General features: G+C 56.1%; 20 protein-coding genes. 19 read left to right on the plus strand and 1 reads right to left on the minus strand.

Annotation, left to right across the window (positions count from 1 at the left end):
• Window positions 1-8: 8 nt before the first annotated feature.
• The 18 genes from yqeH (at window position 9) to EXY20_RS00655 (ending at window position 23513) form a co-directional block, all read left to right on the plus strand.
• Window positions 9-1133, plus strand: a complete 1125-nt coding sequence (yqeH, locus tag EXY20_RS00570) for a ribosome biogenesis GTPase YqeH (protein ID WP_135546533.1) — start codon at window positions 9-11, stop codon at window positions 1131-1133.
• Between the two features lie 36 nt (window positions 1134-1169).
• Window positions 1170-2030 (plus strand): shikimate dehydrogenase, encoded by an 861-nt coding sequence (gene aroE, locus EXY20_RS00575; protein ID WP_135546535.1) that lies wholly within the window; start codon window positions 1170-1172, stop codon window positions 2028-2030.
• Between the two features lie 28 nt (window positions 2031-2058).
• Window positions 2059-2349, plus strand: a complete 291-nt coding sequence (gene yhbY, locus EXY20_RS00580) for a ribosome assembly RNA-binding protein YhbY (RefSeq protein WP_135546538.1) — start codon at window positions 2059-2061, stop codon at window positions 2347-2349.
• Between the two features lie 74 nt (window positions 2350-2423).
• Entirely contained in the window at window positions 2424-3011 is a 588-nt protein-coding gene (locus tag EXY20_RS00585) for a nicotinate-nucleotide adenylyltransferase (RefSeq protein WP_135546540.1), read from the plus strand.
• Window positions 3001-3585: a bis(5'-nucleosyl)-tetraphosphatase (symmetrical) YqeK gene (gene yqeK, locus EXY20_RS00590; protein ID WP_135546542.1), complete on the plus strand. Its 585-nt coding sequence runs from the start codon at window positions 3001-3003 to the stop codon at window positions 3583-3585. Before EXY20_RS00585 ends, yqeK begins: the two co-directional genes overlap by 11 nt.
• Window positions 3586-3781: 196 nt before the next feature.
• Complete coding sequence (rsfS, locus tag EXY20_RS00595; RefSeq protein WP_407944886.1) at window positions 3782-4105, plus strand: ribosome silencing factor; 324 nt, start codon at window positions 3782-3784, stop codon at window positions 4103-4105.
• Entirely contained in the window at window positions 4102-5007 is a 906-nt protein-coding gene (locus EXY20_RS00600) for a CvfB family protein (protein ID WP_135546546.1), read from the plus strand. The genes rsfS and EXY20_RS00600 overlap by 4 nt, the downstream gene beginning before the upstream one ends.
• A 1079-nt stretch (window positions 5008-6086) precedes the next feature.
• Window positions 6087-8498, plus strand: a complete 2412-nt coding sequence (locus EXY20_RS00605) for a PDZ domain-containing protein (protein WP_135546548.1) — start codon at window positions 6087-6089, stop codon at window positions 8496-8498.
• Window positions 8499-8527: 29 nt separating this feature from the next.
• Window positions 8528-9289, plus strand: coding sequence for an IclR family transcriptional regulator (locus EXY20_RS00610; RefSeq protein WP_167858917.1), 762 nt, complete (start codon window positions 8528-8530; stop codon window positions 9287-9289).
• 27 nt (window positions 9290-9316) lie between these two features.
• A complete protein-coding gene (locus EXY20_RS00615) occupies window positions 9317-10723 on the plus strand; it encodes a sulfatase family protein (RefSeq protein ID WP_135546554.1) in 1407 nt (468 codons plus the stop codon).
• A 16-nt stretch (window positions 10724-10739) separates the two neighbouring features.
• Window positions 10740-13103, plus strand: a complete 2364-nt coding sequence (locus EXY20_RS00620; protein WP_167858918.1) for an AraC family transcriptional regulator — start codon at window positions 10740-10742, stop codon at window positions 13101-13103.
• A 121-nt stretch (window positions 13104-13224) separates the two neighbouring features.
• Window positions 13225-14178, plus strand: a complete 954-nt coding sequence (locus EXY20_RS00625; protein ID WP_328592467.1) for an ABC transporter permease — start codon at window positions 13225-13227, stop codon at window positions 14176-14178.
• 21 nt (window positions 14179-14199) lie between these two features.
• Complete coding sequence (locus EXY20_RS00630; RefSeq protein ID WP_135546558.1) at window positions 14200-15084, plus strand: carbohydrate ABC transporter permease; 885 nt, start codon at window positions 14200-14202, stop codon at window positions 15082-15084.
• A gap of 74 nt (window positions 15085-15158) precedes the next feature.
• A complete protein-coding gene (locus EXY20_RS00635; protein WP_135546560.1) occupies window positions 15159-16715 on the plus strand; it encodes an ABC transporter substrate-binding protein in 1557 nt (518 codons plus the stop codon).
• Window positions 16716-16785: 70 nt separating this feature from the next.
• Window positions 16786-20160, plus strand: coding sequence for a LamG-like jellyroll fold domain-containing protein (locus EXY20_RS00640; RefSeq protein WP_135546562.1), 3375 nt, complete (start codon window positions 16786-16788; stop codon window positions 20158-20160).
• A gap of 33 nt (window positions 20161-20193) precedes the next feature.
• Window positions 20194-21297: an alpha-L-fucosidase gene (locus EXY20_RS00645; protein WP_135546565.1), complete on the plus strand. Its 1104-nt coding sequence runs from the start codon at window positions 20194-20196 to the stop codon at window positions 21295-21297.
• A 5-nt stretch (window positions 21298-21302) separates the two neighbouring features.
• The gene (locus tag EXY20_RS00650; RefSeq protein WP_135546567.1) at window positions 21303-22598 is read left to right on the plus strand and encodes a sulfatase family protein; all 1296 of its coding nucleotides are present in this window, start codon (window positions 21303-21305) and stop codon (window positions 22596-22598) included.
• Between the two features lie 147 nt (window positions 22599-22745).
• Window positions 22746-23513 carry a class I SAM-dependent DNA methyltransferase gene (locus EXY20_RS00655; RefSeq protein ID WP_135546569.1) on the plus strand — a complete coding sequence of 256 codons (768 nt, stop codon included), beginning with the start codon at window positions 22746-22748 and terminating at the stop codon, window positions 23511-23513.
• 1 nt (window position 23514) lies between these two features.
• On the opposite strand, the gene EXY20_RS00660 is transcribed toward EXY20_RS00655, so the two are convergent.
• The gene (locus tag EXY20_RS00660; protein WP_135546571.1) at window positions 23515-23916 is read right to left on the minus strand and encodes a helix-turn-helix domain-containing protein; all 402 of its coding nucleotides are present in this window, start codon (window positions 23914-23916) and stop codon (window positions 23515-23517) included.
• 117 nt (window positions 23917-24033) lie between these two features.
• Here EXY20_RS00660 and EXY20_RS00665 point away from each other — a divergent pair, with 117 nt between their 5' ends.
• Window positions 24034-24318, plus strand: a complete 285-nt coding sequence (locus tag EXY20_RS00665; RefSeq protein WP_135546573.1) for a hypothetical protein — start codon at window positions 24034-24036, stop codon at window positions 24316-24318.
• Window positions 24319-24567: the final 249 nt, after the last annotated feature.

The raw sequence follows: 24567 nt of genomic DNA on the forward strand, positions 1-24567 counted from the left end.
GGAACGGCATGACGCAAGGGCAACAAACGGGCGCCGCCGCATGCGAAGGCTGCGGCGTTCGGCTGCAGACAACGGACATCGCCGCGCTTGGCTATGTGCCGGAACAGGCGCTGGCGCGCAGTCCGGTCATTTGCCAGCGCTGTTTTCGCATCAAGCATTATAATGAAGTGTCGACGACGGCCTTGCAGCAGGACGACTTTCTGCGTATTCTCGGCCACATCGGCAACACGCGAAGTCTGGTCGTGCACATTGTCGACCTGTTCGATTTTGAAGGCAGCCTGATCAGCGGGCTGCAGCGGTTCGTCGGCGCCAACAAGGTGGTGCTGGCGGTGAACAAGATCGATCTGCTGCCGAAGGTGACGAACGCCAACAGGATCGTCGGCTGGGTGCAGCGGCAGCTCAAGGAAGAAGGGCTGAAGGTCGCCGACATCGTGCTGGTCAGCGCGCGCAAGCATACCGGATTCGATCGGCTGCTGGAAGCGATCGGCCGCCACCGCGCCGGGGGCGACGTGTATGTCGTCGGCGCCACGAACGCCGGCAAGTCGACGCTGATCAACCGGCTTATCCGCGACCACAGCGATCTCGAAGCGGAGCTTACCGTTTCCGCGTACCCGGGCACCACGCTCGATCTGGTGCGCATTCCGCTTGACGACGGGCAGGCGATCATCGACACGCCGGGCATCGTCTACAAGCACCGGCTGAGCGAGCTTGTGTCGCGCCAGGATATTCATACGATCATGCCGGACAAGCCGATCAAACCGATGGTTTTCCAGTTGAACGAAGGGCAGACGCTGTTTTTCGGCGGGCTGGCGCGGTTCGATTTTGTCAAAGGGGAGCGGCAGTCGTTTACCTGCTTCGTTTCGAATGCGCTGCACATTCACCGCACGAAGCGGGAGCGGGCGGACGAGCTGTACGCGAATCATCTCGGCGAGCTGCTGCAGCCGCCGGGCAAGGAAGAGGCGGCCGAACTGCCGCCGTTCGTGCGCCACGCGCTGCGGGTCAAGCCGGGCAGCAAGGTGGATGTGCTCGTCTCTGGCATCGGCTGGATCAAGGTGAACGGGGAGACGGGAGCCGAACTGGACGTATACGCGCCGAAAGGCGTCAAAATCGTTCTGAGGCCCTCGCTGATTTAATGATCGTACGTACTATGGAGTGTGGGGGAACGTTCCATGAGTTATGAATCCATTCGAGCGATCGATACGGCAACCGAGCTGTATGCCGTCTTCGGCGATCCGATCGGCCATTCCAAGTCGCCGCTGATGCTGAACCGGGCGTTCGCCGCGGCGGAGCGCAACGCCGCTTACGTCGCCTTTCACGTCAAACCGGAAGGGCTCGGCGACGCGGTGCGCGGCGTGCGGGCGCTCGGTATCCGCGGCGTCAACGTGACGATTCCGCACAAGCTGGAAGTGATGCCGTTTCTCGACGAAATCGACGAAGACGCGCGGGCGATCGGCGCGGTCAATACGATCGCCAATCGGGACGGCAAGCTGGTCGGCTACAATACGGACGGCATCGGTTACGTTCGTTCCTTGAAGGAAGAAACCGGCGTCGCGCTGCGCGGCAAGCGGGTGCTGCTGCTTGGCGCCGGCGGAGCGGCCCGGGCGATTGCGTACGCGCTGGCCAAAGAAGGGGTGGCGACGATCTGGTTCGCCAACCGGACGCGGGAGAAGGCGCGGGCGCTGGCGGCGTCGATTCAGGCGTATACGCATACGAACGTCATCGGCTTCGACGCGCTTGACCATGTGGTTGGCCAAGTCGATTTGGTCGTCAACAACACGCCGGTCGGCATGTATCCGAACGTCGACGAAACGCCGATCAATCCGGAGCTGCTGCACGGCGAGTTGCTCGTCAGCGATCTGATTTACAACCCGCGCGTGACGAAGCTGCTTGCCGAAGCGCAAGCAAGGGGAGCGCGCATTCATAGCGGGCTCGGCATGTTTATTTATCAAGGCGCCTATGCGTACGAATATTGGACGGGGCAGCCGGCTCCCGTGACGGCGATGCGCGATGCCGTCGAACGGGTGCTGTAGCGGCTTTGGCGGAATCGAGGACTTGTTCATGCTAACAGGCAAACAGAAACGGTATTTGCGCTCGCAGGCGCATCATTTGACCCCGATCTTTCAAGTCGGCAAAGGCGGCGTCAACGAGCATTTGATCCGGCACATCGTGGAGGCGCTCGAAACGCGCGAGCTGATTAAAGTGAGCGTGCTGAACAACTGCACGGACGATCGCGAAGACGTCGCCGTCCGCCTGGCGGAAGGGGCGGAAGCCGAACTCGTGCAAGTCATCGGCAAAATCATCGTGCTCTACAAGGAATCGAAGGAGCACAAAACGATCGAGCTGCCGTAAGCTCGGGCCAGGCAGTCGCCGGCAAGCGGCCTGCCTGGAAGGGACCCCGGCTGGCTCGGATAGGGGAATTACGGATGAACATCGGCATCATGGGCGGCACTTTCGATCCCGTGCACACGGGTCATCTGTTGGCGGCGTTGTGCGCGCTCGAACAGGCGGGGCTGGACGAAGTATGGTTCATGCCGGCGAGCGCCCCGCCGCACAAAAAAAATGCTCCGCTCGCGTCCGCCGAGCAGCGGTTTGTGATGGCGGAGCTGGCGGTGGAAGGCAATCCGCAGTTTCGCGCGACGGACATTGAGCTCCGGAAAGGCGGCACCTCGTATACGGCGGAAACGGTCGATCTGCTGCGGGAGCTGCATCCGGAGCACCGGTTCCAATACATCATCGGCGCCGATATGGTCATGTATTTGCCCAAGTGGCACCGCATCGACGACTTGACAGCGGCGATCGGTTTTATCGGCTTGCATCGTCCCGGCTACGAGATTCGCCTGGGCGAGCTGCCGGAACGCATCCGGCGCAGCGTGCGGCTGGCGGTGATGCCGCAGATCGATATTTCGTCGACGGCAATCCGTGCTAAACGCGCCAGCGGCGGTTCGATTCGTTATCTGGTGCCGGAGCGGGTGCGCGAGTATATCGAAAGGAACCGGTTGTATGAATCGTGACTGGCTGATGGAGGAAGTGAAGCGGCAGATGCCGGCCAAACGCTGGGCGCATACGCTCGGCGTCATGGAGTCGGCAGTGCAGCTGGCCCGCCGCTTCGGCGGCGACGAAACGAAAGCCGATCTTGCCGCTCTGCTGCACGACTATTGCAAGTTTTGGCCGATCGATCGCCAGGAGCGGCTCATTGCCGACAACGGGCTGGCCGGCGACTTGCTCGAATACGACAAGGCGCTGCTGCACGCGCCTGCCGCGGCGTGGATCGCCCGCGAGCATTACGGCATCACGGACGAGGAAGTGCTCGACGCGATCCGCTACCACACGTCGGGCCGGGCCGGCATGACGAAGCTCGACAAGATTGTTTGCCTGGCCGATTACATCGAGCCGGGCCGCGACTTCCCGGGCGTGCATACGATTCGCGAATTAGCCGACAATAGTCTGGAAAAAGCGCTTATCGCCGGCTTCGATTCAACGCTGACCTATTTGATCGCCAAGCAGCAAATCATTTACCCGCTCACCGTCATCGCGCGCAACTCGCTGGTGCGGGAGCTAGGGCGTGTTTGGAAACTCCGAGGGTAGTAGATTGGGCCGAATTTTCGTTCCATGCAAGGAAGTTTTGCGCAGGCTTACCGGGGGTAAGTCAAGCAAAAGTGACGCAGCAGGGGGCGAAAAGGCGGTGCAAGATGCACCTGAGCGGGTTTCCAAACACGCCCAAAACAAAAACAGAAATGACCTGAAGGAGGACGATTCGTTGGTTTTGTCACCCGAACAATTGATGAACCTCGTCGTCGATGCGGCGGAAGATAAAAAAGGCATGAACGTGGTAACGCTTGACTTGCAGAATATTTCGCTGATTGCCGATTATTTCGTCATCGTGCACGGCAATTCGGAAACGCAGGTGCAGGCGATCGCCACGGAAATCCGCAAGAAGGCGGGCGAGCACGGCGTGCACGTGCGCGGCCTGGAAGGCATGGATACGGCGCGCTGGGTGCTGATCGACCTTGGCGACGTGGTCGCCCATGTGTTCCATCGCGACGAGCGCGACTATTACAATTTGGAGCGGCTGTGGTCCGACGCCAAGGTGGTTGAACGCGTATGAAGCTGGTGGCCGGCACGTACCGGACGCTTGAGGTGGCGCGCGAAGTGCCGCCTTACGGCTATTTCCTGACCGACCGGGGGCAGACGGAGGAAGTGCTGCTGCACTACAGCGAAAAGAAAGGGGACGTCGCTCCCGGCCAACGGGTCGACGTTTTCCTGTTCTACGATACGCAGGACCGGCTGGCGGCGACGATGAAGGAGCCGCATCTCGCGCTCGGCGAAACGGCGCTGCTCGAAGTCGTGGACCGGCACGCCCGCTTCGGCCTGTTCCTCGACATGGGGCTAGGCCGCAATCTGCTGCTTCCGTTCGCCGAACAGCCGGAGATGAAGGAACTGCGGCCGCAGGTGGGCGATCGTGTGTTCGTTTATATGGACCACGACCGCCAGGGACGGCTGATTGCCCGGCTGGCCGGCGAAGAGCAACTGGTTCCGCTTGCGGTGCGGGCGCCGGAATCGTGGAAGGGCGCCGAATGGCGCGAGGCGCGCGTGTACAAGCCGCTGCAGGAAGGCACCTTCGTCGTCATCGACGGCGGTGTGCTTGGCTTTGGCGTCCTCGGCTTCATTCACACGACGGAACGGACGCGGCTGCTGCGGGTCGGCGAAACGGTCCGCGTGCGCGTCGCTTTCGTGCGTCCCGACGGACGAGTGAACGCGTCGACGCGGCCGCCGAAGGAAGTCGGCCGGGACGAAGACGCGGAGCGCATCCTCGCGTTCCTGCGCGAGCGGCCGAACGGTGCGATGCCGTATTCCGACGCGACGGCGGCAGACGTCATCATGCAGAAGTTCGGCATCAGCAAAGCGGCGTTTAAGCGGGCGCTCGGCAAGCTGATGAAACAAGGCGAGGTCGAGCAGCGGGAGAACTGGACGCACCTGGCCACCAAGCGGGAAGAGAGCAGCGAGTGAGCAAAAATGGAAAGGACCGAAGGCGATTTGCCTTCGGTCCTTTTGCGTCGTGGCGGGCCGGGCCGGGTAACGAAAATAGCCCATGAAAAATGGCTTATTGGCCCGATTTCGCCCACCTCGTCGAAAATAGCCAGTGAAAACACTGGCTATCTCACCTCTGGAGCCTCAAAATCGAGCTTTTTAAAGAAATAGCCAGTGATTTCACTGGCTATTTCGGTTAGGCGGCTCGTTTTTGGCGGAATAGGCAATGAAACATGGCCTATTTTGCAAGAGGCTTCGTCGGAGCGAAACAAAAGCGAGTTTGTTGGTTGGCGGGAGAGAGAATGCCGCGTTTGGCGATGGTTTGAGCAGGGGCATGTCGGCGAGCGTGCATAGATTCGGTAGCGGTTCGCGTCTGCCGGTTATCCCGTCGGCTCAGGCTGGTGCGGCAGCGAGTGTATGGGGAGAGGAGGGAGCGAGGTATCGGCGGTGGTCGACGGAAGGATGCGTCTGCCGATTATCCCGTTGGCTCAGGCTGGTGCGGCAGCGAGTGTATGGGGAGAGAAGGGAGCGAGGCGAAGGATGCGTCTGCCGATTATCCCGTTGGCTCAAGTTGACGTTTGGATATATCAAGTTTGAAGGGGATACCCGAATGGTGTCACTGCACCGTAGGGGTACTTTTCTTAAATGGGATACAAGTTGTTGATGCTTGCGATTGAGTCAAGGGGATAACGGGCAGAAAGGAAGTTACGGAGAGGACAACCCCGTTCCAGTCTGAGCGAAGGGGATAGTGTGCAGAAGGGGGCTCGAGAAGATATGCCGATCAGGTCTGAGTCAAAGGGATAACGAGCAGAAGAAGCAGGCGCATAAGGGGCAGGTGCATAGGGGAACGAGGGTGATGCGGGCCTGACAGCATTCGGGCGGAGAGCGGGAGCCGGTTTCGCCGGATGTGTGCCGTCATTCCCGCCGCGCGCAAGCAAAGGGAAATTGACGAATGCGCGGCGTTCCTTTATAGTTGTAGTTATATATGATACTACATAGTTACATATGTGAAACTAAACAAATATCTTCAGCAGGAACATAGGGGAGGGGAGCAACAGATGGAGCCAAGTTGTCTTTACGTCTCCGTCAGCGGAGATGACGCCAATCCGGGGACGAAGGAGAAGCCCTTCCGCAGTCTGGAGGTTGCCTTGCGGCAATTGAAAAGCCGGAGAACCGAACATGTTGGAACCTTAACGTTATTCGTCGCCGACGGCACGCATTTTTTGCAAGAGCCGCTTGTCATCACACCCGACTTGGGCGGGCAAAGCGGGGCGCCGACGATCATTTGCGCGGAGGAGCAGGCAGCCCCGGTCATCAGCGGCGGTATCCGGCTCCAGGTTGCGTGGAAGCCGTACAACGACCGTTTGTTCGTTGCGGAAATTCCCGCGGGCCTTTCGTTTACCGAGCTGTATGTGGATGGCGCACGTGCTTGCCTGGCCCGGTATCCGAACTATGCGGAAGAGGAAGTATTGGGCGGCTTCGCCGCGGATTGTTTGTCGCCCGAACGAGTCGGGCGCTGGTCCAATCCGGTCGGGGGGTTCGTTCACGGGCTTTCCCATCATCGCTGGGGAAGCGTGCATTACCGGATCACGGGAGTCGATCCGGAAGGACAATGCCTGTTGAGCGGCGGCGATCAAATCAACCGGGAAAGCAGGCTGCATGAGCAGTACCGGTTTGTGGAAAATATTTTTGAAGAGCTGGATCACCCGAACGAATGGTATCTCGATCGGGAAGCGGGTTTGCTGTATTACTATCCGCCGGCCGGGATCAACGTGCACGACGCAACCTTCATCGCCGCAAATCAGCAGCAATTGCTCGAGGTGAAAGGCTCGATGACGGATCCGGTTCGCCACGTCCACCTTTCCGGGTTGACCTTTGCCCATACCGCCCGGACGATCCTGGAGCCTTACGAGCCGCTGCTGCGCGGCGACTGGTCGATTGTGCGCAAAGCAGCCGTCCTGATGGAAGGCACGGAAGATTGCAACGTGACGAACTGCCGGTTTGAGGCGCTCGGGGGGAACGCCTATTTCCTGAATCGTTACAATCGCCGCAATCGATTTGCCGATAATCTCATCCGCCACTGCGGCGACAGCGGGGTGGCGATCGTCGGCGACCTGTCGGCTGTACGGGGGCCGGTTTCGTGGAAGAACGGCGACAGGCCGCTGGACCTGGAACCCGGTCCGGCCAATGCCGATTACCCTTCCCATAGCACGATCGAGAACAATTTGATCCACCATATCGGGGAATCGGGAAAACAAACGGCGGGTGTATTCCTTTCGATGGCGGAGCATATTGCGGTGCGGCACAATACGATTTTCCATGTCCCCCGCGCCGCCATCTGCATCAACGATGGATGCTGGGGAGGGCACCGGATCGAATACAACGACTTGTTCGACACGGTGCGCGAAACCAATGACCACGGGCCGATTAACGGGTGGGGACGGGACCGGCATTGGAACGTTGCCCCCGAGGCGCACGCGAACCCCAGGTTATTGTCGCGATTGGACCCGCACCAAAAGACCGTCATCAACAACAACCGGTTCCGCGAAATCCATTCCAGCTTCGGAATCGATCTGGACGACGGCTGCTCCCATTACACGGTGACGCGCAATTTGTGCATCGGCACGGGGATCAAGCTCCGCGAAGGGTACGAACGCAACGTAACCAACAACATTCTGTTCGGACGCCCGTTCCGCAAAGGGGTATGCTACGCGGACAACGGAGATGTGATCGCGCGCAACATTGTCGTTCGCCTGCATGAGTCGGACGTATGGAACAGTGCTATGGGCTCGCCCGGCGAAGCGGCTCGAATCGACGAACAACTGTATTACGTCTACGACGGTTCCGAGCCCGTTTTTTGCTTTCGTTCTCCGCGGGAAGCCGGTATCAAGCCGACGATGACCTGGACGGAATGGCAAGCTAGGGGCCATGACCTTCATTCGCTTGTGGAAGATCCCCGATTTATCGACCCGGAACAGCTTGATTTTAGGCTGCATGACGATTCGCCGGCGTTTTGCTTGGGATTTGAGCCGTTCAAGACAGAGGGCTTCGGGGTGTTCGACGCAGCGCAATATCCCGATCTGCAAGCGGCGTTGGCCTCGTTTTTGCCGGCGTTGGCCAGAACCTTGTTTACCAGGCAGCAAGCTGCCAATTCCTTGTACACCTTCGTCGTGCGCACGAACGAATCGCTGGATTGGCGCGGCGTCACGTTGAAAAATGTGCTTGGCGAAGACGAGGTCACCTTCACCGGGCTTGCCAAAGAAACAGGCATTATGGTTACGGCGCTCCAGCCCGCCTGCCCGTCTTTCTGTTCGGACTTGCAAATGGGAGACGTCATCCTGGGCGTGAACGGAAAACCGATCGACACGGTAAAAGAGTTCAAGGCAGCAACGGAAAAAACGGGCCCATTGAGCTTCGACGTGCTGCGCAACCAGAAGCAAGTGAAGCTGATGCCAGACCCGATTATATAGCGATAGCAATCGCACGAAGGAGCATGGAGATGTCATCCGCACCGGGATTGGAAAGTGGATTGAAAATATTGGAATTGGTGATCAAATCGAACGGAGCGGACGGAATCAGCTTCAGCCAAATGAAGCAGGAGCTGGATTTGAACGCAGCGAGTTTGACCCGCTATTTGCGGGTGCTGTTGGAATCGCAATTTTTAGGCAAAGCCGATAATCAATTGTATGTTCCCGGCGCCAAGCTGCTGAGGTTGTCGAATTCCGTCAAGGAATTTGGCGAAATCGGCGCCATTTCCGCTGTCATCCTGGAGCAGATCAGCAGAAGCACCGGCTTTACTGCGCTGTGGATCGACTATTGGCACGGCCGGCTGCGCTGCCGCGACAAACATATCGCCCCCGAGGGAGTTGTAATGCAACAAGTCGGAGCGGTTCGGACGGATTATATTCTCCATCCCTGGGGCTATTTGTGGCTTGCCGAGCAGCCGGATCAGGACAGAAAGTTTCTGATCGAACATGCCGCTTTAGGCAACTTCGGAGGAGATATGCCCACGGAGGAAAAGATGGAGCAGTTCATGGCCGATGCAGCGCGGCAAGGCTGGGTGGACGATCGCGGCTCCATATACCGCGGCAATCGCCGAATTGCCGCCGGCGTCCGCTTCGAGGGCCGACTCGTTTGCGCCATTGCGGTCGGCATGCCCGATGCAAGGTGGGATGAAGCCGTTGTGCAGCATGTTGTCCAAGTGTTGAAGGAAAAAGCCGCGCAAGTGGAAGCCCATCTCTCGCAAAAAAATCCCATGTAAGTCCATCGTTTACGAGGAGGAACCGCCATGTCCAAACAAAAACCGAATCTGATCTACATTCTTGCCGACGATATGGGATATGGGGACATTTCGTATCTCAACGAACAGTCGAAGCTGTTCACCCCGAATCTGGACCGAATGGCGAGGCAAGGGGCGGCGTTTACGGACGGACACTCCTCGTCCGCCGTCTGCACTCCTTCGCGCTACAGTATTTTGACCGGGCGATACAACTGGCGATCCGCTTTGAAACAGGGCGTTCTGAACGGGTATTCCAAGCCGCTCATTGAGAATGGACGCATGACCGTTGCTTCCTTGCTGCAAGCGGAAGGATATCGCACCGCATGCATCGGCAAATGGCACCTCGGTTTGGAGTGGCAAACCGGAAGCGACGATCCGACAGATGTCGATTTCGCCAAACCGATTCTCGACGGGCCGCTGCAGCACGGCTTTGATTACTATTACGGGATCTCCGCATCCTTGGATATGCCGCCTTATGTGTATATCGAGAATTCCCGGGTGACCGCGCAACCGGATCGGGAAACCGTAAGCACAAGAGAGGAAAAACCGATGGGGTGGTGGCGCAAAGGGCCGACAGGCGCCGATTTTCGCCATGACGAGGTGTTGTCCAACCTGACGGCGAAAACGCTGGAAAAAATTGACGAATACGCCGATCGATCTTTTTTCCTTTATTTCCCTATTACGGCGCCACATACGCCCATCTTGCCAAGCGAGCCATTTGCCGGCAAGTCGGGTACGAACCTGTACGGCGATTTTGTGCTCATGGTGGACGATTTGGTCGGTCAAATCATGCGCAAGCTGGAGGACAAGGGCATTGCGGAGCAAACCATTCTTATTTTCACCAGCGACAACGGTTGTTCGAATCAGGCGAATTTCCCGGAGCTCGCATCGTTCGGCCATAATCCCAGTTATGTGTTCCGCGGGCACAAGGCGGATATTTACGAAGGCGGCCACCGCATCCCGCTTCTCGTCCAGTGGCCGGAGCGGATCAAGGCGGGCACGATCGTGGATGAACCGGTTTGTTTGACCGATCTTCTGGCGACGGTAGCCGATCTGTTGGATGTACCGCTGCCGGAAGACGCGGGGGAGGACAGCGTAAGCAATCTTGGCGTTTGGCTTGGCCAGTTTGCCAGCCCGTTGCGGGAGGCTACGGTGCATCATTCGATCAACGGTTCCTTTTCCATCCGGCAAGGGCAATGGAAGCTGGAGCTTTGTCCGGGCTCGGGGGGCTGGAGTTATCCGAAGCCGGGCGAAGAGCCGGAAGGTTCGCTTCCGATCCAACTATACGATTTGTCGGCCGATATCGGCGAAAGGGAAAACGTAGCCTTGGCCCATCCGCAAATCGTCAAGCAGCTGGAGCAGTTATTGGAGCAGTATGTGCAGAGCGGAAGAAGCACCCCACGCGTCCGTTCTTGATGGGGGGAATGGTTTCATGTTCAAGAGCGTCATAAGCCTCAAAGACAAATACGCTCCCCGAAGCTACTTTTTTAAATTGTTCGGTTTAATGAGCTTCATGCTCCTGCTCCTGATCGTTTTGATGGCGTACATCGTATTCGGGAAGTTCAGGGATTATTCGGAACAATCGCTGCAGGCGGGCAATGAAAACATTATCCAGCAAATGAGCTACAACATCCAATACACCAGCACGTATATCAATCAATTGTTGTTGCATCTGTACAGCCGGCAGGAAACGACCCGGTTGTTGTATGCGATCAAAAACGACAATTTGCTTATGGTTTCAAGCATGCTGGACCTGGATGAAACGCTGGTAAGCGTTCCGTTTATCGATTCGCTCTATATTTACAACGGGGAGCTCAAACGGTTTTATGTCGTGGGGGCTTCCCGGTATACGCGGGAGCAAGCCGATTTCGGCGACCGGGAAGTGGTGAACTGGATCGAGCACCCCGACAACGTGCCCTTGTCCAAACCGGTGTATCGCCAAATCGGACAAGCCGGGAATGGCGCGACGAAAGAAGTATTTACCTACGTGTTGTACGACAACGATATTTACCCCCGAGTGATTGTGATTAATGTCAAAGCGGACTGGATTATGAACAATATTCAAACGATGAGCCGCAATCAGTTCGGGCCGAACAGCGTGGTGTATATCCAGGATTCTACCGGGCAGATCGTGGATGCGAGCCAGTCGAAGGATCGTTTGTTTGCCGTTCCGCTGGAGAACACCTGTGTCCAAACGATTGCCAATCCGAACGCAAGTCCGGAGGGGCGTTATTCCTGCACGGCGAACGGCACGGATTATATCGCTTCCTATCAATCCATACCGTCGATGCAGTGGCGGTTATTGGTGCTGTCCACCAACCAGTTCATGAACAACAAAATCCATGAATGGCGGACGGGAATTTTCGTCATTTCCGGCTCGCTCATCGCGATTGGGTTGTTGTTGACGTTGCTCACGGCCAAATGGCTGCATTTTCCGATTCGCCGGTTGGAAAGAAACGTATCGGCACTGTTTGACGGGAAATTGGGCACGGTCAAATACCGCAATGAGTTTACCTATGTCAATCAAACGTTGAAAACGATGAAAGAAGATTTACTGCTGCTGCAATCGTTTAAAAGCAACCATCTGCTGACCCTGAAACATGATTTATTGAAAAAACTGCTGTTTCAACCTGCCAACGACGCCCGGCAGCTGGAGCATATTTTGAAACAACTGAATATCGATCTGCCCGCTAAAGGTCAATTCGTCGTCGTTTTATTCAAAGTCGACCAATGGATCGAAATCAAAAACAAGATGATGATCGAGCAATGGGAATCGATCCAGACGGACATCGCATCCGGCATAACGGAAAGCCTCTCGACAGCTTACTGCTGCGAGGTCATCCACTGGGAGGACCAATGGGTGGCCGTGCTGGAAACGACGCAGCATCCATCCGCAAAAACGGCCGCCATCTCCTTGTCGCAATCATTGGCGCACCTTCAGAAACAGTTGAATCGCCAGCTGGACGGTTCGGTTTCGCTCTTTATCAGTCCGAAGGGAGACGGGCTCGTCTCCATTGGGGAGCTGTATAAGGAAGTAGCTTACTTGTCGCAATATCGGCTGCATTTTGGCAGCGGCTGCATGCTGACCGAAGATCATATATACGGCATCGTCGAAGACAATATGCCGTTCCCTGCGCTGCTGGTCAAACAATTGAAGGATAAACTCGTCCATGGCGAGCAAGAGGCCATAGCGCAGGTGTTAAGCGAAATTTTCGCTTATTTTGCCGCGTATTCCATTCCAAACGTCAAATTTGGCGTTTTTTATTTGCTCCATCAGGTGTATGAAACGATCAGCATCCTGGAATCGAATTCGAACATCACGTTTAACTTCGATTTGATTCGAATCAACCAGCGATTGAACGACAGCGAAACATTGGAGGAGATTTCGCAGGTTTTCGAACGGGTGTTGACCCGGGTCATCGCGAGAATGCAGGAGCGCAAGGACGAGAAATCCAGTCAATGGGCCGATCAGATCAAATCATATATCGACGAGCATCTGACCGATTTTAACCTTTCGCCCAGCCATATCGCTTCCCGGCTGAACATGTCGACCGACTATGTCCGGAAGCAGTTCAAGAAAGAAACGGCCATTTCCATAGCGGGCTATATCAACCAGCAGCGTGTCAACGTGTTGGCCGAGCGGCTCTTGACCAGCGAAGAAACCATCGACACGCTGCTGGGTGAAATGGGCTGGGACAACAAAAACTATTTTTATAAGCTGTTCAAGGATCAATTCGGCGTTACGCCGACGGAATATCGCACGACCCGCATCGATGCAGCGAAAAAATCCCCCTGATCCTCGGTGCAGTCCCGTTTTTTGCAGCGCCGTATCCGCATTTTATAGTTTCTTTTCCTCCTTTCGGATGAAATAATACAGCCATGAAAGCGCTACAAATTACGAGGCTGGAGTGTATGGGATGAAGACAATGACAACGATGACCGCGTCGATCCGAACGAAAAGCAGTTGGTGGAGGCGATCCTCCCGAAGCATCCAGCTGTTCATCCTGGCGTTGCCCGTCTTGCTGTACCTGCTGATTTTTGCCTACTTGCCCATGGGCGGCGTGATCGTGGCGTTCAAGGATTATCGCTACGACAAGGGGATTTTCGGCAGCGATTGGATAGGGTTTTCCAATTTCAAATTTTTCTTCAAATCCCAGGACGCTTTTATGGTGACGTTCAATACCATTTCCTACAATCTCGCCTTTATCGTCCTGGGGACAATCGTCAGCGTATTTGTCGCTTTGCTGCTCAACGAAGTGCGCAACAAAACCGCAATGAAATTTTATCAAACCGCGATGTTTTTCCCCCATTTCCTGTCATGGGTTGTCGTGGCCTTCATCACGTTTGCGTTTCTGAGCACGACGAACGGCTTGTTGAATCAGTTGATCGCGGCGTTCGGATCGGACAAAATCCAGTGGTATTTCAAGCCCGGTTTATGGCCGTATATCATTGTGCTGGTCGGGATCTGGAAGTCAATGGGGGTCAGCGTGCTGATCAATTATGCGGTATTGGTTGGCGTGGACCACTCCTATTATGAAGCCGCCCAATTGGACGGCGCAAGCAAATGGCAAATGGCGAGGTTCGTTTCGCTTCCGTTCCTGATTCCGATCAACTTGATCCTGTTCATTATGGCGGTAGGGCATATTTTCCATTCGGACTTCGGGCTGTTCTATCAAGTGCCGCAAAATTCGCCCATTCTTTATAATACGACGAGCGTCATCGATACCTATGTCTTCCGGGCGCTGATGCAAACGAGCGATATCGGCATGGGAGCGGCCGTAGGGTTGTTTCAGGCTGTTGTCGGGTTTGTGATTGTAATCTGCGCGAATGCCATTGTGAAAAAGATTCGTTCGGACAGTTCCTTGTTCTGACTATAGTCGCGGAGGATGGTTATGAACAGAAGATTCGATGCAACCCGCTTCGTCATTCACGCCTTTTTTGTTGCGCTTAGTTTGTTGTTTACGGTCCCGATTTTGACGGTAGTTTCCATTTCACTGTCCGAAGAGTCCGACATCGTCCATTTCGGCTATCCGATCATTCCCCGGAATCTGGACTTTTCGGCCTACCGATACATTTTCGCCAACCCGCAGCAAATTTTCGATTCGTACCTGGTGACGATTTTGCTTGCGGCCATCGGACCTGCGGTAAGCGTAATGATGATGCTGATGATTGCCTACACCCTTTCCCGCAAAATATTTCGTTTTCGTTCTGCCGTTGCCTTTTTCCTTTTTTTCACGATGCTTTTTAATGGCGGCCTGATTCCCCGTTATATTCTCGTGACCCAATATCTGCACCTGGGCAACACGCTGGGCATTTTGTTTTTGAACGGTTTGGTGACGGTCTGGTACATCTTCATTCTCCGCACGTTCATCCAGCAAATTCCCGAGGAAATGCTGGAATCGGCGGTTATGGACGGCGCGAGCGAATTTCGCATTTTCGGCCATCTGATCGTACCGCTGAGCAAGCCGGCCATTGCCACGATTGGCTTGTTTGTCCTGCTGCATTACTGGAACGACTGGATGACGCCGCTCATCTACATTTCCAATCCGAAGCTTTATCCGCTGCAGTATTTGCTGCAACGGGTGCTGCAAAATTTGCAGGAAATTTTGGAAAATATGAACCATATCCCTTCGGATATGACTGACGCGTCGAATATTCCGAGCGAATCGGTGCGAATGGCGCTGGCGATTATGGCGTCGGGTCCGATGCTGTTCATTATGCCGTTTTTCCAAAAATATTTTGTGCGCGGCTTAACCGTTGGTTCGGTCAAAGGCTGATCCGGACGGGACGACGTTCCCGCCCGGTATCGCTTGACATATCGATTTCACACGAAAATTGGGAGGGGTTTCCGATGGCAAGGAAAGCAGGCAAACGGATGGGGATGGCAGGCGCGCTGATCGTTGCCTTACCGCTGGCACTGGCGGGGTGCGGGGGAGGATCTTCAAGCGACGGCAAGTCGCCGGCCGCAACGGGCGCGGCATCGACGGCGCCAACAACGGCACCTTCGGCAACGGCGTCGGCTCAGCCGCTCAAGCCGGTCAAATTGACCTGGTATTATTTGGGCGACAATACGGGGGATTATCAGCAGGTTTACGATGCGGCGAACAAAATCATCCAGGCGAAGATCAATGCGACGGTCGATTTCCAGCCGATGTCCAATGCCGATTTTAAAGCCAAGATGCCGTTGAAGGTTGCTGCCGGAGAGAAGTTCGATCTGACGTATACGGCCGACTACATCTTCACGTACCGCGATAACGTCGCCAAAGGCGCGCTCCTTCCGTTGGACGACTTGATTGCCAAATATGCCCCGCAAACGAAAAAGCTGATCTCGGACAACATCTGGGCAGCGGCCAAAGTGAACGGGAAAATTTATGCGGTGCCCAATTCCCAGGTGCAGAGCAGACAGAAGGCGCTGCTGTTCAACAAGGCGCTCGTGGATAAGTACAATTTGAAAGACAAAATTTTTGCAGTGAAAAAAATGGCCGATTTGACGCCGATTCTCGACGTGATCAAAAAAAATGAGCCGGGCATTTATCCGACCTTTATTTCGCCCGGTTATGCAGGCTACGATGTCCCTTCCAAAGAGCAATACAACGAGCAGATCGTGTTAAGGGTGCCGGTCGGGGTGAACTACGATCTGAAAGTGGTCGATATGACGCAAGGGCAATTCAAGGAGCTTGCGCTGGCCGACTACAAATTGGCAAGAGAATGGCAGAAAGCCGGCTATTTCCACCCCGATGCCGCCTTGGCCAAAGATTTGAGCGCCGAACAGAAGGCTGGCAAGTTTTTTGTGCATGCGGATAATTACAAGCCGGGCGTAGAAGCGGATACGAAAAACAAATGGGGCTTCGACACCTATGCCGTCCCGATGTCATTCCCGGTGCTTTCCACCGGTTCCATCAACGCTGCGTTAACCGCCGTCAGCCGGACGTCGGAAAATCCGGAACGGGCGATGATGCTGATCGAGCTGATGAATACGGACAAAGAGCTGCTTAACTTGCTCACGTTCGGGCTCGAAGGCGTCGATTACAAAAAAACCGGCGACAACAGCATCGAAGTCATCGCCAAACCGGCTTATTCCGGCAAAGCATGGGCGATCGGCAACCAATTCCTCGCTTATCTGCTTCCCGGGCAGGCCGCCGACGTGTGGGAGCAAACCAAAAAATTGAATGCTTCCGCGGTCCCGGCGCCGACGATCGGCTTCGCCTTCGACAATACGAAGGTGAAAACGGAAATCGCCAACATGACTACCGTGCTTGACAAGTACGACAAAATATTCAATTTTGGCATGGCGGACGACTATGCGGCTACGTTCGAACAGGAAATCAAAGATTTGAACGCTGCCGGCATGCAAAATTATATCAAGGAATTGCAAAGTCAAATCGACGCCTGGAAAGCGACCAAATAAGTTGCCGCAGACGGTGGGGCCCGGGGCTCCGCCGTCTCGGGCACTTCATTCCTCGAAAGGAAGTGATTTGATGAAAGACGGGCTCGTCAAGTGTACCCGCTTGCTGCTTGCTTTTTGTCTGATTTGGGGAAACGCGGTATGGAATACCGGGATTCGGCAAGTTGATGCCGCAACGACAAATTACTACGTCGATCCGGTTAACGGGAACGATGCCAATAGCGGTACGTCGCCCGGAAGCGCTTTCTTGACGATTGAGGCGGCGCGGGATGCCGTTCGATTGGTCAACGGCACGATGACGGACGATATTGTCGTCTATTTGATGCCGGGCAATTATTGGATTACCAATACGATTGCGTTTGACGGCAGGGATTCCGGCTCCGGCGGGAAAACTATCATCTGGCGCAACTACGGGGAGAAGGGAAGCGCCAAGCTGATCGGCGGGCAAACGGTAACCGGCTGGACGACGGTGAGCGGCAGCGTTTACAAAGCCTCCGTGGGAACGGGGCTGAATATAAAATACATCTACGAGAACGGCGTCCGCGGCGTGCCGGCGCGCCAGCCCAACAACGGCTTTTACCGGATCGATTCCAACGATCAGCTTTACAAGCAGTTTCGCTGGAAATCGACCGATTCGTTCCCGACTATCGCCAATAAAACCGATCTCGAGGTGGAAGTGTGGCCCGGAAACCACGATTGGTCCAATCTTTATCGCGGCGTGGCCTCGATGAATTACGGCAATCGCCAGATCACCCTTTCCACGCCGATTCCGAACGGTTATTTGGGCGGGCTGGTCGCGGGATCGAGGTTTCGTTTGATGGGGGCTCTTGAGCTTCTGGATCAACCGGGGGAATTTTATTACGACAGCGCGAACGGCGACTTATACTATATGCCCAGCGACAGATCGATGGCGAATAAGGAAGTTATCGTTCCCCGTGTCGTGAGCCTGCTGGACTTTTACGGGGACAGCGGAAATTCGCTCGATCAGCTTGTCGGGTATTGGAAGTTCGAGCATATCGACGATGAGACCAACACGACCGATGACGAGTCCGTGAAACAAAATCACGCGACGGTGCACGGCGCCACCTATACGTCGGGCAAAACGGCCGAACTCGGGAACGCGCTTCGCCTGGACGGCACGGACGACTATGCGAGCGTTGCGTATGACGCTTCCCTGACCTTCGGGGCCCCGGCAACGGCGATGACGATGTCTGCGTGGATCCGAACGACGGGAACCGGCTTTCAACCGGTGCTGAGCAAGGCGCGGGACGTAAATACGGCCAATATCGATTATCGCTTCGGCCTTGACGATCACGGCAAGCTGGAGATGCATCGCTGGAATCAGAGCTCGAGCGGAGGCCGGGAAGCGGTGCTGGACAGCGACGGAGCCGCGTTGAACGACGGCGAGTGGCATCATATCGCGTTCGTCAATGAAAGCGCTTCTTCGCACAAGCTGTATGTGGACGGTCAGTTGGCCGAAAGCAGCACCGCTGCATGGCAATACAACGACACCAACAATCAGGAAGTGAACATCGGACGCTACAAGAATGCTTCCGCGTTTACGTACTATTTTGCCGGAGATATCGATGATGTGCGCATCGTTCGCTCGGCTCTGCAAGCGGGAGAAATCCAAGACCTGTACGACGGGAAAGAAATTGTGCCTCCGCCCGCCTTGCAGAATATCGTAGTCGAAGGCCTCAGCTTCGAGGCGACCAACCTGAATCATGCCGATGAGATCGGCATACGGCAAGGGCAAGTCAGCGTAACGGCGGCCAAAAACATCACGATCCGCAACAACGAGTTTGCCCGGGGCGGCGGTTCGGGCGTTTATGTTGACGCCTCTGATTCGATCACGATTGAAGGCAACGATGTGTTCGACATGGGAATGGCCGGCATTCTCGTGAGCCGCAGCGGCAAAGCGTCGACCGACAACAAAGTGACCAACAACCGCGTGAACAATACGGGGCAAGCGTTTGCGGATTGGGGCGGAAGCATCGCGCTGAAAGCTTCGGATCACATGGAAGTGTCCTACAATCAGCTTTCCACGTCCGCCCGGCACGGGGTTACGCTGCGAAGCTCGAATGACAACACGATCAAGTTCAACGAAATTTCCGATATGAATCGAAATTCCCAGGATACGGGGGCGATTTATTACGGGCAGTCCGAGGGTATCGTGGTCGACAACAACCGGGTGCACCACAGCGGGAAATTCGGGCGCGGGCAAACGGGGATTTACGTCGAGGACAATTCCAACTACAGCACACTCAGCAACAACATCGTCTACAGCATTCTCGCTTCCGAAACGAACAATCTGAATACATCGGTGATCGCCAAGGGAGAAAAAACGGCGTTCTCCAACAATATTTTCGATTATTCCACCAGTTATGCCGCCATTCGCAGCCTGGCGTTCAACGGCTACACCGTGAATCTGCACAAGTTTGATCACAATATTTTTGCCAGCTTCGGCTCGCAGCGGAGACACTTCAATTTCGTTAATTACTCCAGCGACAGAGTGGATCAATCGGACAATAATTTATTTTACAAACAGGCTTCCGGCTCGCATCAAATGATCGGCATTCCCGGCGACGATACGTTGACGAATTGGAAGACGCTGCGCAGCAAACGGTACGATCAGCATTCGCTGACGGGGGATCCGAAGTTTGTCGATCGGGCGAACGGCGATTATACGCTGGAAGCGACTTCGCCGGCGCTGACCGCCCTCGGCTTCCAGCAAATCGATCAGCGTTCGATCGGATTGAAGTCCGAATTCGTTTATCCCGGAACGAAAGGGCAATGGGTGTTCGGCGGCAACGCGGCAGATGTTTCCATGAGCGGCAGGGATGGAACGTCCCATGGAGGGGCGACCTATACGACCGACCGATTCGGGAAAACGACGAGCGGGCTCAGTCTGGACGGCACGACAGGTTACGTCGGGATCGCCCACGACAGCGCGCTGACGTTCGGCGATCCGGCGCAGCCGTTTACCATTTCGGCCTGGATCAACACTTCCGCCTCCGGCATTCAGGCTATTGTGGCCAAAGCAAGGACAAACAGCGGTTCGTCCCCGATCGATTATCAATTCGGGCTGGATGCCGCCGGGTACTTGCAGCTGTCGCGCTGGAATGCGGATCCGGAAGACGCGGAACGGATTGCGAACGACAGTTTGCCGCTGAACGACGGGAAATGGCACCATATTGCCTTCGTCAACGAAAGCGCCTCGTCGCACAAGCTCTACGCGGACGGCCAGCTGCTCGAAAGCAGCACCGCTTCCTGGACTCGCGATTACAGCAGTACGGAGCCTGTCGAAATCGGCCGATACGCAAATGACGGCGCTGCTGATCTATATTTTGCCGGGCAAATCGACGATGTCAGCATCTTGCAGCGCGCGATGAGCGAAAGGGAAATCAAGGAGCTCAACCATATTCCGCTCGCTCCGCTTGTTCCGTAAGCTTACTTTATAAAAAAGAGAGGAACGAAAACGATGACCGCCATTCCGGCTTACTTGCACGAATATCGGGAGCTGTACGAAACGAATCCGCGGCAGGCGAATCTTGATTGGTTCCGGCAGGCGGGCTACGGTTTGTTCCTGCATTACGGCCTGTATTCGATCATGGGCGAAGAAAGCCGCGAAGACGAAAAAATTATGGAATGGGTGCAGTACAACCGAATCATTCCGGTGAGCGAATACGCCAAGCTCAAGGATCGATTCACCGCGGCGAGCTTCGATGCCGAAGCGATTGCCGTGTTTGCCAAGTCGTGCGGCATGCGTTACATCAACCTGACGACCCGCCATCACGACAGCTTCTGCCTGTTCGCGACCGAACAAACCGATTTCAACAGCGTGAACTCGCCCGCCGGGCGCGATCTGGTCCACGAATTGGCCGAAGCTTGCGAGAAGCATGGCCTGGGGTTGTTTTTGTACTATTCGCACGGCCGGGACTGGAAGCATCCGCATGCGCCGAACAACGACGAGTGGGGAGGGGCGGCGCGGCCGGCTTACGACCCGCCGGAGCCTGCTTATCGTTATGGCGAAGAGCATAACCTCGAGCTGTATCTGGATTTCATGAAAGCGCAGGTAAAAGAACTGCTGGCGCAATATCCTTCGGCGGCGGGCATTTGGCTTGACGGACTTGGCGTGCTGCAGTCGGGCGATGCAGCCGCATTCAAATGCGAGGAGCTGTATGCGGCGATCCGCGAGGCGTCGCCCCATGCGCTTGTCTCCTACAAGCAGGGGCTGCTGGGCACGGAGGACTTTTTTGCCCCGGAACACAAGCTGCCGCAAAAAAGCGATGAAGCTGGAGAGGAGTATCAGAAGGGGCAAAACCGTTTGGGGCAAATCGCGGCGCACAAGGACAAAATAGTCGAGGTTTGCACCACGATGATCAAAAGCCCGGTTTCGTGGGGGTACAAGGCAAAAGCCGTACATCTTACTGCAGACGAGGTGTGGGCGAAGTGGAACGATGCCCGCAGCAACAAGCACCATTTGCTTCTGAACATCGGGGTCAGGGGAGACGGCAGTCTTGATCCGACGGATGTGGCGGTATTGCAGCAAGTCGGGAAGCGCATTCGCGAAGAAGGGGAGTGAAGCCGATGGCAACGATGCAGCCGAATGTTTTGTGGATCTTCTCCGATCAGCACAGACCGCACGCCATCGGCTGTTACGGAGACGATAACGTGGATACGCCCAACCTGGATCGCTTGGCGTCGGAAGGCATCCGCTTCGTTAATGCTTACTCCAACACGCCGATCTGCACCCCGGTTCGGGCTTCGGTATACACCGGGAAGTATTGCACGACCCATGGCGCCGTTTCGCTGCATGTGCCGCCCCGTCAAGGGCAGCGCATGCTGGCGCAGGAGCTGCAGGATACCGGTTATCATACCTCGCATATGGGCAAATGGCACATTTCCGGCGGCGCTGCGCCGTCGCATTTCGTGTCGCCTTATTTTCGCCCCGGTTGGGATGACTGGCTGGGCTGGGAATGCTCCAATCAACCGTGGGAAACCAAATATTCGACAGGCACCGCTCCGTTTCCGCTGCAAAAGATGAACGGCTACCAGACGGATGTATTGACGGATATGACCGTCGACTGGATCAAACGGCAGACGCACGACAAGCCGTGGTTTCATGTCGTGTCGATCGAGCCGCCGCATCCGCCGCATACGGCGCCGGAAGCATATATGGACATGTTCCGGGATAAGCCGGTAAAGCTTCGGCCCAACGTCCCTTTGGACCACCCGCAGTTGGAGGAGTTTCGGGCCTATTTGCGGGCTTACTACGCGCAAATTGCCAATCTCGATTTCAACATCGGACGGATGCTGCAAACTCTTGAAGAAACCGGTCAACTGGAGGATACGATCATTTTCTATTTCTCCGATCACGGCGATCTGATGGGCAGCCACGGCCGGAGGGGCAAAAGCCGTCCGGAAGTCGAGTCCAGTCAAATCCCGCTGCTGATTCGATACCCGCGGCGGATTCCGGCGGGGACCGTTTCGGAGGCGTTGATCAGCGCTGTCGATCTGATGCCGACGCTGCTTGGCATGATCGGCTCGCCGATTCCGGAAGAGACGGAAGGAACCGATCTGAGCAGAACCGTGTACGGGGAACAAGTGGGGGGAGCGGATCAGGTTCTGCTCCAGTTCGAAAAACGTTTCTGGGCGGAAGAACCGGAATATTCGTTCCGTACGCTTGTGCAAGGCGAGTGGTTTTATACGTATTTTTTGCTCGAGGGGCCGGCGCAGTTGTTTCACATGAAGTCGGATCCTTATCAGATGCGCAATTTGATCGACGACCCGAACTATGCCGCGGTCAAGGAGGAGATGGATCTGGCGTTGCGGGCCAAATTGGCGGCAATCGACGACGATTTTTTTCAACGGGTTGCTTTGTAGCTCCGAATCCGATCTGGTCGGTCGCGGGAAAAAAGTGTACACTACCGTTGTGACCTTTCCGGCCCCGCGCCGGAAGGGGGAACGGGCAAGCTGGCGGCCTGCAGGGCCGCTTTTGTCGTTAATCCGGTTATGCAAGGAGGAAATCTTATGGCTTACGGCCAATTTGCGTATTGGTACGACCGGCTGATGGAGGACATGCCGTACGGCGAGTGGCGGCAATGGGCCGAAGCGGTATGGAGCCGGACGGGCAAGCCGCGTACGGTCGTCGATCTTGGCTGCGGCACCGGGAATGTGGCGATTCCGCTGGCCGAGTACGGCTATGCGGTAACCGGCATCGACCTGTCGGAGCATATGCTGGCCGTGGCGCACGACAAGGCGTCTTCGCCGGCCGTCAAGGAGCGTATGGCGGCAGCCGGCGGTTCGGTGGCGTGGCAGCAGCAGGATATGCGCGATTGGGAAGCCGCGCAGCCGGCGGATGCCGTGATCTGCTTCTGCGATTGCCTGAACTATTTGCTCGAAGAGGACGATATTCGCCAAGCTTTCGCGCGGGCGTACGAGGCGCTCGGGCCGGGCGGGTCGTTTCTGTTCGACGCGCATACGCCGCGCAAGCTGCAGGAGTACGCGCTGCATCAGCCGTTCGTGCTCGACGAAGACGATATCGCTTACATATGGACATGCGAGCTGGACGAGACGCGCCTCGAGCTGGAGCATCAGCTCAGCATATTCGTCCGCGACGGCGCCGACGGCCGGTTTAGCCGAATCGAAGAAATGCACGTGCAGCGCGCCTACCCGCCCGATTGGCTGGCCCGCGAACTGGCGCGAGCCGGGTTTCGCGACGTCGAGACGTTTGCCGATTTTACGTTCCGGCCGGCGAACGAACGTACGGAACGGGCGTTTTTCGTCGCCCGCAAATAACTCAGCTGCCGAACATGACGTCGAGCATGTCGACGATTTTGCGTTTCTCCGCCGCCGTCAGCTGCCGCCCGCGGAACGTTACGTTCGTTCGCGCGGGCAGCTGCTCCAGCGCCAAATTCTCCCGCTCCGCCGGCGGAGTCGTCCCGGCCTCGTAGCCGGCCCCCGGTTCGCGGAGGTAACCGGCCGCTTCCAGCAGCGAAGCATAGGGATAGCCGTAAGCGTCGGAAAGCGATTTCAGCGTTTCCGGCGTCGGCTTGACCGGGTTGCCCGAGCGGGCGTCGGCTCCTTTTTCGATGATCCCCAGGTATGTATGGCTGATCCCCGTTTTGGCGCTTGCCTGCCGCAGCGATTGTTTGCCCCTCAGCTCGCGAAGCAGATGTCCGAGTTCCTTGCTTCCGCTCATTCGACCCACATCCCAGAATGGAAAGTTTCGGTTTACAATATGTAAACCATGTGTTACAATTTGATTAGGTTATCGTTTAAATTATACCACGCGCACCGTCAGGGGAGGAACTTGCCGATGTCGGAAACGATCCGGGGATATGCCGCCAAGCTGCCGGCGATTCAGGAGTCGCTGCAGGTGCTGGAGCACGATTGTTTGTCCCACACGATTGCCAATGAGCTTGCGTTCCGCTGGATGCCCGACATTGTCGAGAAGTGGGGGAAGCTGGAGCTGGAGCGCAACGATTTGCTTGACGCGCTTGATTTTGTTACGGACGAATACGACGAATTGCTCAAGCAATTCATTCTCTTGACGAGCCGGGAGGGAACGGACGGATCGGGGGAGGCGAATTCCGGCGTATGAAGCGGTCCCATTTCGGAAAAACTTGACACATCAGGCGATCATTTTTATAATCATAAGCATTACGAACGTCATATTATGTTACGTGATGATAAGGAGCAGTAGTGCCCGCTGCGTTTCGCAGAGAGCCGGTGAACGGGTGGAAGCCGGCAGACGGATGGCGCGAACTCGCCTTGGAGCGATGATGGTGAATGCCGGTCGGCGACGAAACAAGTCGCGCACACCGGTCCAGCCGGATCGATTGGCCCGCGT

Source organism: Paenibacillus cymbidii, from assembly GCF_004764705.1.
In the GTDB taxonomy this organism is placed as follows: Bacteria; Bacillota; Bacilli; order Paenibacillales; family NBRC-103111; genus Paenibacillus_AN; species Paenibacillus_AN cymbidii.